The organism is Arthrobacter sp. RIT-PI-e, from assembly GCF_001187915.1.
Classification (GTDB): domain Bacteria; phylum Actinomycetota; class Actinomycetes; order Actinomycetales; family Micrococcaceae; genus Arthrobacter_D.
Map to the genome: position 1 here is coordinate 40,440 of NZ_LGIU01000100.1, position 10,006 is coordinate 50,445.

Sequence of the window (10,006 nt, forward strand, 5' to 3'; positions counted from 1 at the left end):
GCCTCACCGTGGTAGTAGTTCACCCCGAGCACGTCGATCGGCGTGCCGATGATCTCCAGGTCACCCTCGCGGACGTGCTCCACCAGGCCGAGGTGCGCGACGTCCGCGAGGACGTCGGCGGGATAGGCGCCCCGCAGCACCGGGTCGAGGAAGATCCGGTTGAACTGCCCGTCGATCCGGCGGGCGGCGTCGCGGTCCGCCTCGCTCCCGGGATCCAGGGGATCGGGGACGGTGAGGTTCAGGGTGATGCCGAGGGTCGCGTCCGCGTCGCGGCCCCGCAGCTCCCGGGTGGCGAGCCCGTGCCCGAGCAGGAGGTGGTGCGCGGCGGCGAGCGCCGCCGTCGGGTCCTGATGGCCGGGGGCGTGGATGCCCGCGGCGTAGCCCAGGAATGCCGCGCACCAGGGTTCGTTGAGCGTGGTCCACACGCGGACGCGGTCCCCGAGCGCCTCGTGCATCACCCCCGCGTACTCGGCGAACCGGTACGCGGTGTCGCGTTCGGTCCAGCCTCCCGTGTCCTCGAGCGCCTGCGGGAGGTCCCAGTGGTAGAGGGTGAGCCACGGCATGATGCCTGCCTCGAGGAGCTGGTCCACGAGCCTGGAGTAGAAGGCGATGCCCTCCGCGTTGGGGGTGACGCCGTCGGGCATGCAGCGCGACCACGACGTGGAGAACCGGTAGGCCTTCAGGTTCAGGCTCTTCATGAGCGCGACGTCCGAGGCGGAGCGGTGGTAGTGGTCGCACGCGACGTCGCCGTGGTGGGCGTCCGCCACCGCTCCCGGCACCCGGGTGAAGGTGTCCCAGACGGACGGGCCACGCCCGCCCTCCTGGGCTGCGCCCTCGATCTGGTAGGCCGCGGTGGCCGCTCCCCAGAGGAATCCCTCGGGGAAGGTGATGGGTCCGGTCATCCTTTGACTGCTCCTTGCATGATTCCTGCGACGAGTTGGCGGCCCGCGACGGCGAAGAGGAGCAGCAGCGGGATGGTGGAGAGCACGGCACCGGCCAGCACGATCGAGTAGTCGACGAAGTGCGCGGCCTGGAGCAGCTGCAGGGCCACCGGGAGGGTGGGGTTGGAGGGGTCCAGCACGATGAACGGCCAGAAGAAGTTGGTCCACGTGGCCACGAAGGTGAACAGTGCGAGCATGGCGGCGGCGGGCCGGGCGGCCGGGAGTCCCACGTACCAGAAGGCCTGGATCATGGAGGCGCCGTCGATCCGCACGGCCTCGATCAGCTCGTCGGGGAGTGCATCCCTCAGGTACTGCGTCATCCAGAACACCCCGAAGGCGGTGACTACGCCGGGCACGATCACAGCCCAGAGGGAGCCGGTCCACCCGAGCTTCGACATCACGATGAACAGCGGCACCACACCGAGCTGCGTGGGGACGGCCATCGTGGCGATGACGAAGACCAGCAGGCCCTTGCTCCCGCGGAAGCGGAGCTTGGCGAAGGCGAACCCCGCCAGGGTGGAGAACAGCACCACGGACGCCGCCGTGACGGTGGAGACGATGACGCTGTTGCCGAGGGCCTTCCAGAACGGGATGCTGTCCAGCACCGTGGAGGCGTTCGCGAGGAAGTTGCCGCCCGGGACCAGCGGCACACCCCTGCTGATCACGGAGCTGTCGTGGCTGCCCACGAGGAAGGACCACCACAGGGGGAACACCGAACCGAGGATCACGGCACCGAGGAACCCGTAGGTCAGGAACCCCGGGCGGCGCATCGAGCTCCCCCGGCCCCGGCGCTCCGAGCCCAGCCCCCGCTGGGCGGCCCGCGCCGCACCGCCGCCGGCGGTCTGCGCGATCATGGGGATGGAACTCATCGTCGTCCTCCTTGGTCGGCGATACGGCGGGTGGGGAGGAAGTTCGCCAGGGGGCTGACCACGATGATCAGGAACAGGAGCCAGGCCACGGCCGAGGCCCGTCCGAAGTTGCGCTGGCCCCAGCCCAGTTCCCAGATGTACATGGTCAGCGTCTGCCACTGGCGGTCCGCGCCGCCGAGCCCGCCCTGGTCGAAGACCCTGGCCTCGTCGAAGATCTGCAGCCCGCCGATCGTGGCCGTGATGACCACGAAGATGACGGTGGGACGCAGCATCGGCACGGTGACGGAGAGGAACTGACGGAGCCGGCCCGCCCCGTCGATGGTCGCGGCCTCGTAGACGTCCCGGGGGATGGCCTGCATGGCGGCGAGGAAGATCAGTGCGTTGTAGCCCATCCACCGGAAGTTGACCATGGTGGCGATGGCGATGTGGCTCGCGAAGGAATCCGCGTGCCACCGCACCGGGTCCAGCCCCACCCCCGTCAGCAGCTCGTTGAACAGGCCTGCCTGGTCGGCGAAGAGGTTGTTGAAGATCAGCCCGACCGCCACGGGGGCCACCACGAAGGGGACGAGGACGCCCATCCGCCAGAACGTCCTGGCCCTCAGGTTCGCATCGAGCACCGCCGCGATGGCGATGGCGAGGACCACCTGGGGGACGGACGAGAGCAGGAAGATGCTGAACGTGTTCCCCACGGCGTTCCAGAAGAACGGCTGCACGAGCACGAACCGGAAGTTCTCGAGTCCCGTGAAGTCACCCTGGCCACCGATGAGGTTCCACTCGTGGAGCGACACCCACGCCGTGTACAGCAGGGGGAACAGGCCTGTGACGGCGAAGAGCAGGAAGAACGGCGAGATGTAGAGGTACGGGGACAGCTTGACGTCCCACGTGGACACCTTCCGGGAGAAGGCCAGCCGTTTCACGCGCCTGTCGCGTGGGGGGCGCTGCCGCGTGGGGGGTGGGGTGTGGACCCGGTCCGTGACGGCCATGCGCTACAGAGCGCCCACTGCGGTGACGAACTTCTCCCACGAGGAGTCGGCGTCATCGGTCTGGTTGACGTCCACGCGGGTCAGCGCCTGCTGCAGCGCGGTGTTGATGGGGAAGTACTTCGGCCCCTTGAACGGCCGGACCTCGATCGCGTTGGCGCGGTCCACGAGGATCTCACCGGTGGGTGCGTCGTTGAAGAAGGGGTCCGTCTGGCTCAGCAGGGTCTCGCTCTCGAGCGCCTCGACCTGGCTCGGGAAGTTGCCCTTGGACTCGAAGGCCTTGATCTGCTGCTCCGGGGCGGTGAGCCACTCGGCGAACTTCTTGGCCTCCGCCTGGTGGGCACCCTGGGTGGGCACCGTCAGGTAGGACCCGCCCCAGTTCCCCCCGCCGCCGGGGAACACGTCGGCGATGTCCCATCCCTCGACGCCCTCCGCGTTGCCCTCGATGATGCCGAGCATCCAGCCCGGGCACAGCTTCGTGGCGAACGCGTCCGACTGGAAGCTCGCGACCCAGTCGGGCTCCCACTGGGTCAGGTGGGCGGAGAGACCGTCCTCCACGGACGCCTGCAGGACCTGCTCGTAGATGTCCTTGACCTCGGGGTTCTCGGTCGCGATGACCGTGCCGTCGTTCTCCTCGTAGGCGTTCTCGACCTGGTTGATCATGCCCTGGTAGGTGGCTCCCGCGGAGTCGAACCAGGCCACGCCGTCGCTCGCGGCCACGAACTCCTTGCCGGCGTCGAAGTAGTTCTGCCAGTCGCCCTCGAGCATCTCGGCGACGGCCTCCCGGTCGCTCGGCAGCCCGGCCGCCTCGAAGAGATCGGCCCGGTAGCAGACGCCCTGCGGCCCGGCGTCGGTGCCGTATCCGATGAGCGCCCCGTCCTCGGTGGTGGCGGCGGCGGACTTCCAGTCCAGCCAGCGTCCCTCGACGGCGGGATCGGCGAGGTCCGCGAACTGGTCGGAGTACTCGAGCAGTTCGGGCAGCCAGTCCATCTCGATGCCCTCGATGTCCGAGAGGCCGGATCCGGCGGCGAGCCTCGTGGTGAGGTTGTCACGCGCCTCGTCGGAAGTGGCGGCCTTCTTGTGCTCGATGGTGACGTTCGGGTTGAGCTCCTCGTACTCCGAGAAGAGGTCCTCGTAGCCGAACTCGTTGAACGTGCCGATGGAGAGGGTGACGTCCTCGGCGCCGGTCTCCCCCTCCACCCCGCTGTTCTCGGAGGCCCCGGAGCTGCAGGCGGAGAGGGCGAGGACCAGGGATGCAGCGGCTGCGGACAGGGTGATGAATCGCGTTCTGGGGTTCACGGGTGACTCCTTCGTCAGTGGATCCCGTGCGTGGGCAGGGGATCGTCGTCTCGGCTGAATACGATCGGGGAAGCTCGACGGCGCGGTCGAGGAACGGGTCCGCCCCGGGTCCGGTGGATGGCGAGGAGCGAGAGCAGATCCTCGCCGCGGTGTCGGACGAGTACCGGGAACGACTTCCCTCGATCTTCCGGAGGAACCGTGGGAGCGCTCTCACTCCGTGGAACCATCGTGGATGTGACGTACGGCACTGTCAAGTGGGAGCGCTCCTACAGGCGGGCCGCTTTCCCGCGATCCGGCATCGATGCAGGTCAGGGGCTCGGAGGGGTTCGCGGCGAGACCGTATCGTTACAGTGCGCTGCTCGCCGTCGACTCCTCTGGGTAGCCCTGCGATCCCCTCGGGAACGCGCAGCGGGAGTCCCCCGGGACATCTGCCTCACGGCGGTAGCGTTGGAGGATGATCTCCCCTCGACCCCCAGCCCGAACAGCCCGGACCGGCGGGGTCGCCGTCACCCTCTGCGCGGTCGCCGCGCTCCTGGGGTGCAGCTCCCCGGCCCAGGACGAACTCCCGACGGCATCCGCCGCCCCCGCCGCTGCCCCGGTGGACTACGTGGCCCTCGGGGACTCCTACGCGTCCGGCTACGGCGCCGGCTCCTACGTGGGCGAGTGCGGCCGGTCGCCGCTCGGGACCCCGACCCTCCTGGGCGCGGAGGAGGGCATCACCCTCGCGGCCGATGCCACGTGCGCCGGGGCACGGGCCGCATCCGAGCCCGGCGGGCCGGCGGCCCCCCCCGGGCAGGGGGCCGACGCCGTCGACGCCGGTCGGCTCTCACCGGACACGGGGCTGGTGACGGTGTCCGCGGGCGGGAACGATGTCGGCTTCGGGGAGGTGGCCGGAGTATGTGCCGCCGAAGCGCCCCCGGTGTGCCGGGAGGTGATCGCGACGCAGAACGCCTCCGCTCTCCCGGTACTCGAGAGCGATCTCGACACCCTGTACGGCACCATCCGCTCGGCGGCCCCGGACGCCACCGTGGTGGTCACCGGGTACCCCCACCTGTTCTCGCCCGAGTTCGGGCAGACGCTCCTCCCGCCGGAGTCGCAGGAGGCCTTCAACGCCGGGACCGACGACCTGAACGAGGTCCTCCGGGAGCGGGCCGACGCGCACGGGTTCGTCTTCGCGGACCTGGTGGAACCGTTCCGGGGGCACGGACTGGGAGCACCCGAGCCGTGGATCACCTTCCAGGAGGGCGCCCCGGACAACCTGCACCCCACGGTCGAGGGATACGGCTCCGGGTACCTGCCCGCGATCCTGGGATCCGTGGACCTCGACGGGTCGCGACGCTAGGACTCCCAGCCCGGGTCGGTGAGCCGTGCGCGCAGCGCCGTCAGCTCCGCCCCCGTGAGCCCTGCCCGCTTCAGGAACGCCGCGGCGTCCAGTCCGGTCAGCAGCTCCTGCAGGTGCCGCCGGGCGTACTCGAGCCACGCCGCGAGTTCCTCGTCCGATCTCGGTTCCTCGTGCGGTGTCTCCTGGCCCCGGTAGCGGTCGTTCATGGCGGTCACCGCCACCGTGTAGTCGCCGAGGATCGCCTCATGGGGGACACCGGCGGCGGCCAGGAGCAGCGCGAGCACCATCCCGGTGCGGTCGCGCCCGGCAGCGCAGTGCACCACCACTCCCCCGGGCCGCGCGGAGAGGAACGCACGGGCGATCGCGGCGAACTTCTCCGGCCAGCGCTCCAGATTGTCACGGTAGTACTCCGGCGTGCTGAGGTACGGGCCGGAGAGCGCCATGAACTCGGCGTCCGACTGGTCCTCGGTGGGCAGGTTCACGAACTCGAAGCGCCCCAGCGTGCCCTCGCCCACGGGCGGGTCCGTCTCGCGCCGGCCGAGCTCGAAGGCGTTGCGGAGGTCGATCACCGTCCTCACGCCGTCGTCCCACGCCTCGTGCCACCCGGTCTCGCTCACCCACTCGTGCCGGCCCATCCGGTAGAGCCGGCCCGGTTGCACCACCGCACCGACGCCACCCAGGTCGCGGGCGTTCACCGCCCCCTCCCACAGCACCGCCGGGTCGGGGGCCGAGGTGGGGAGCTGCGCGTCGTCGTCCATGCCGGAAGCGTAGCCGCCGCCACCGACGGGCGGCGGCCAGCACGCCGCTAGACTCGACGGGTGACTTCAGAGCTCCCCGCCCAGGTATCCGACCTCTTCGACCCGTCCCGGTGGCGAGTGGTCACGGGCTTCGAGGACTTCACGGACCTCACCTACCACCGTCAGGTGGAGCGCGACGCCGCCGGCGCCGTGGTGCGGGACCTCCCCACGGTACGGATCGCGTTCGACCGCCCGGAGGTGCGCAACGCCTTCCGCCCGGCCACCGTGGACGAGCTGTACCGGGCGCTGGACCACGCCCGCATGACACCCGACGTCGCTACCGTGCTGCTCACCGGCAACGGTCCCAGCCCGCGTGACGGCGGACACTCCTTCTGCTCGGGCGGCGACCAGCGCATCCGCGGGCGTGACGGCTACCGCTACGCGCAGGGTGAGACGAAGGAGACGATCGATCCTGCCCGCGCCGGACGCCTCCACATCCTCGAGGTGCAGCGGCTCATCCGCACCATGCCGAAGGTGGTCATCGCCGTCGTCAACGGATGGGCGGCCGGGGGTGGGCACAGCCTGCACGTGGTGGCGGACCTCACCCTCGCCTCGGCGCAGCACGGGCGCTTCAAGCAGACCGACGCCACCGTGGGCAGCTTCGACGCCGGCTACGGCTCGGCGCTCCTGGCCCGGCAGATCGGCCAGAAGAAGGCCCGCGAGATCTTCTTCCTGGCACGTGAATATTCCGCACAGGACATGGTGGAGATGGGCGCCGTCAACGAGGCCGTGGACCATGCGGAACTGGAGGCCACGGCGCTGGCCTACGCCGCGGACATCGCCCGCCAGAGCCCGCAGGCCCTGCGCATGCTGAAGTTCGCCTTCAACCTCGCGGACGACGGCCTCGCCGGCCAGCAGGTATTCGCGGGTGAGGCGACGCGCCTGGCCTACATGACGGACGAGGCGGTGGAGGGCAAGGAGGCGTTCCTCGAGAAACGCGCGCCCGACTGGTCCTCCTTCCCCCACTACTTCTAGGAGCCGCGTGGAACTCCTCCCCGTCCACACCCCCGAGGGTTACGACCCCCTCGACCTGCTGAAACCACTGGCCGCCGCCCTGTCCGGCGAGGGCCCCGCCGTCGCCCCGCACCTGCAGCCCGACCGGACGTTCCAGGGGGAACTGCCCAACGACGAGATCGCGGCCGTTATCAGCACCTCGGGATCCACCGGCACCCCCAAGCAGACGATGCTCAGCGTCGACGCCCTGGCCGCGTCCGCGATGGGCACGGCCTTCGCACTGCGCGCGGAGGGGCAGTGGCTGCTCACCCTGCCCGTGCACTACGTGGCAGGGTTCCAGGTGCTCGTCCGTTCCCTGTACGCGGGGACGCAACCCTGGGTCATGGACACCTCCTCCGGGTTCACCGCGCAGGCCTTCGTGGACGCCGCGGCGGAACTGACGGACCGGGTACGGTTCACCTCGCTGGTCCCCACGCAGCTGCACCGCCTCCTCACCGACCCCGCACCGGAGACGCTCCGGCTGCTCCGGCGCTTCGACACGATCCTCCTCGGCGGCGCACCCGCGGGTGCCGCGCTGCGCTCCCTGGCCCGCAGCCACGACCTGAAGGTCGTGGAGACCTACGGCATGAGCGAGACCTGCGGTGGATGCGTGTACGACGGCGTACCGCTCGACGGCGTGGAGCTCAGCTCGGAGGAGGGGCGACTGTGGATCGGCGGCTCCGTCCTCGCCGACGGGTACCTCGACTCCCCCGCACTGACCGAGGAGAAGTTCACGTTCAACTCGGGACGGCGCTGGTTCGCCACCGAGGACGCCGGGGACGTGGCCCTGGACGGCACCGTCACGGTCCACGGACGGCTCGACGACGTCATCATCACCGGCGCGCTGAAGGTCTCGGCCGCCAAGGTCGCGGACGTGATCGAGGCGCTGCCCGGGGTGGAGCAGGCCATGGTGCTGGGGATCGCCAGCGAGGAATGGGGTTCCACCGTGGCGGCCGCCGTGGTGGGGGACATCGACGCGGAACTCGTCCGGCAGGCCGTGCACGTCGAACTGGGGGCGCACGCCGTCCCGCGATCGATCGTGACGCTCGACGCCTTCCCGCTCCTGCCGGGCGGCAAGCCCGACCGCCGGACCATCAAGACGCTCCTCGAGCACGCCTAGGCGCGACTCGGCACCGACCACCTACGAAGGAACATCCCGTGGCAACTGCCGCCCAGTGGCTCGAAGGAGCCCGGCCCCGTACCCTGCCCATGGCCCTCGCGCCGGTGATCATCGGTAGTGCCGCCGCGTACGGTCTCGGCGCCTTCGTCCCGCTCAACGCCGTGCTGGCCGGCGTGGTGTCCGTCCTGCTGCAGGTGGGCGTGAACTACGCCAACGACTACTCGGACGGCATCCGCGGCACGGACGACGCCCGGGTGGGACCGTTGCGCCTGACCGGCTCGGGGGCGGCCCCGCCCCAGCCGGGGAAACGGGCCGCCTTCCTCTGCTTCGGGGCGGCGATGCTCGCCGGGCTCGTCCTGGTGGTGCTGGCCGGGGCGTGGCTGCGGATCCTCGTGGGGCCCGCCTGCGTGGCCGCGGCCTGGGGGTACACGGGCGGCAGGAACCCCTACGGCTACCGTGGGCTCGGTGACCTCTTCGTGTTCGTGTTCTTCGGGCTGGTGGCCACGCTCGGCACCACCTTCACCCAGGCCGGTCAGCTCAGCGGGGCGGCCTGGATCGGTGCGGTCTCCAGCGGGCTGATCGCCACGGCGCTGCTGATGGCCAACAACGTCCGCGACATCCCCACGGACCGCGAGGTCGGCAAACGCACCCTCGCCGTGCGCCTCGGCGACCGGCCGGCCCGTCTCAGCTACGTCCTGATGCTGGCCGTGGCGATCCTGCTCCCGCTGCTCCTGACCCCCACGTACCCCTGGATCCTGCTGGTGCTGCTGCTCGTCCCGCTCTGCGTGGCGCCCGCCCGGCTCATGCTGCGGGGGCAGCAGCGGCAGAGCCTGATCCCGGTGCTCAAGCAGACCGGGATCATCGGCCTCGTGTTCGCCGTCCTCTTCGCTCTGGGGATCGCGCTCACCACGGCGAACTAGCGCCGGCGCGCCCTCCGCCGGCGCGAGCCGTCACCCGGCGGTGTCACGCGGCCTGCGGTCCGCGTTCACCGGGCCGTTGGGGTCGAGTGCGTCCTCGGCGGCGGCGTCGTCCACCTCGGTGGCGGTGCGCACGGGCGGGGCTCCCGGTGTGAATCGGCGCTGCAGGGTGGTCGCGGCGTCGTCCCGGAGCCTCCTGAAGAACAGGTAGGTCACGCACCAGGCGAGGATCGCCGACACCAGTGCGGAGAAGAAGAACCCGAGCCCGAGCTGGACGCACACCACGAAGAACACCACGATGAGCAGCAACCGCAGGGCTGAGAATTTGAGGAAGGCCACACGCCGAGTTTACTCGCCTACAATTGGTGGATGCCCCGCATCCTCCTCTTCGCCGCGATCCTCGGAGTAGCAGTCATCATCTACGCGCTGGTCGACTGCGTGATGAGCCGGAAGCACGAGGTCCGGAGCATCTCGAAGACCGCATGGTTCATCACCATCCTGGTCCTGCCGATCATCGGCGCCGGGATGTGGTTCCTCTTCGGCCGGCCCCGCAGCGAGGGCCCGTCCGGACCCCGCCGTCCCGCCTGTCTCTTATACACATCTGACGCTGCCGACGAACCCTAGGGGGTCGGGCGCGGGGGGCGCCCGCTTTACAAGAAACCTACACGCCGTGCTGCAGGCGCTGACAAAGTCATGGCTGCGGCCAGCCTGCGTGCCGGAAGTGGCACGCGTAGCGCGAGGACAGGCC

10 protein-coding genes and 1 pseudogene are annotated in these 10,006 nt (G+C 70.2%); 5 read left to right on the plus strand and 6 right to left on the minus strand.

Annotated elements, in window-relative coordinates; genetic code table 11:
* Window positions 1-20: 20 nt before the first annotated feature.
* The 4 genes and pseudogenes from AC792_RS18245 to AC792_RS15525 all read right to left on the minus strand — a co-directional run.
* Window positions 21-902: pseudogene (locus AC792_RS18245) on the minus strand (glycoside hydrolase family 1 protein); the annotation flags it as partial.
* Window positions 899-1,810, minus strand: a complete 912-nt coding sequence (locus tag AC792_RS15515; RefSeq protein ID WP_049831391.1) for a carbohydrate ABC transporter permease — start codon at window positions 1,808-1,810, stop codon at window positions 899-901. The gene AC792_RS15515 and the pseudogene AC792_RS18245, both read right to left, overlap by 4 nt.
* Window positions 1,807-2,793 (minus strand): carbohydrate ABC transporter permease, encoded by a 987-nt coding sequence (locus AC792_RS15520; protein ID WP_049831392.1) that lies wholly within the window; start codon window positions 2,791-2,793, stop codon window positions 1,807-1,809. Before AC792_RS15520 ends, AC792_RS15515 begins: the two co-directional genes overlap by 4 nt.
* A gap of 3 nt (window positions 2,794-2,796) precedes the next feature.
* Window positions 2,797-4,089: an ABC transporter substrate-binding protein gene (locus tag AC792_RS15525; RefSeq protein ID WP_049831393.1), complete on the minus strand. Its 1,293-nt coding sequence runs from the start codon at window positions 4,087-4,089 to the stop codon at window positions 2,797-2,799.
* Between the two features lie 454 nt (window positions 4,090-4,543).
* On the opposite strand from AC792_RS15525, the gene AC792_RS15530 reads away from it, so the two are divergent.
* The gene (locus tag AC792_RS15530) at window positions 4,544-5,431 is read left to right on the plus strand and encodes an SGNH/GDSL hydrolase family protein (RefSeq protein ID WP_049831394.1); all 888 of its coding nucleotides are present in this window, start codon (window positions 4,544-4,546) and stop codon (window positions 5,429-5,431) included.
* Here the strand turns inward: AC792_RS15530 and AC792_RS15535 are convergent.
* Window positions 5,428-6,189, minus strand: a complete 762-nt coding sequence (locus AC792_RS15535; RefSeq protein WP_049831395.1) for a tyrosine-protein phosphatase — start codon at window positions 6,187-6,189, stop codon at window positions 5,428-5,430. The two genes, AC792_RS15530 and AC792_RS15535, sit on opposite strands and share 4 nt — an antisense overlap.
* A 60-nt stretch (window positions 6,190-6,249) precedes the next feature.
* Here AC792_RS15535 and AC792_RS15540 point away from each other — a divergent pair, with 60 nt between their 5' ends.
* Genes AC792_RS15540 through AC792_RS15550 form a run of 3 tightly spaced genes read left to right on the plus strand, consistent with a single transcriptional unit; the run spans window position 6,250 to window position 9,261 of the window.
* Window positions 6,250-7,203 (plus strand): 1,4-dihydroxy-2-naphthoyl-CoA synthase, encoded by a 954-nt coding sequence (locus AC792_RS15540; protein WP_049831396.1) that lies wholly within the window; start codon window positions 6,250-6,252, stop codon window positions 7,201-7,203.
* 7 nt (window positions 7,204-7,210) lie between these two features.
* Window positions 7,211-8,341, plus strand: coding sequence for an AMP-binding protein (locus AC792_RS15545; protein WP_049831397.1), 1,131 nt, complete (start codon window positions 7,211-7,213; stop codon window positions 8,339-8,341).
* A 38-nt stretch (window positions 8,342-8,379) separates the two neighbouring features.
* Complete coding sequence (locus AC792_RS15550; protein WP_049831398.1) at window positions 8,380-9,261, plus strand: 1,4-dihydroxy-2-naphthoate polyprenyltransferase; 882 nt, start codon at window positions 8,380-8,382, stop codon at window positions 9,259-9,261.
* Between the two features lie 30 nt (window positions 9,262-9,291).
* Here AC792_RS15550 and AC792_RS15555 read toward each other — a convergent pair whose 3' ends face one another.
* On the minus strand, window positions 9,292-9,597 hold the full coding sequence (locus AC792_RS15555) for a DUF4229 domain-containing protein (RefSeq protein WP_049831399.1): 306 nt from the start codon (window positions 9,595-9,597) through the stop codon (window positions 9,292-9,294).
* Window positions 9,598-9,627: 30 nt separating this feature from the next.
* Here AC792_RS15555 and AC792_RS15560 point away from each other — a divergent pair, with 30 nt between their 5' ends.
* Complete coding sequence (locus tag AC792_RS15560; protein WP_049831400.1) at window positions 9,628-9,882, plus strand: PLD nuclease N-terminal domain-containing protein; 255 nt, start codon at window positions 9,628-9,630, stop codon at window positions 9,880-9,882.
* The last annotated feature ends 124 nt before the right edge of the window (window positions 9,883-10,006 follow it).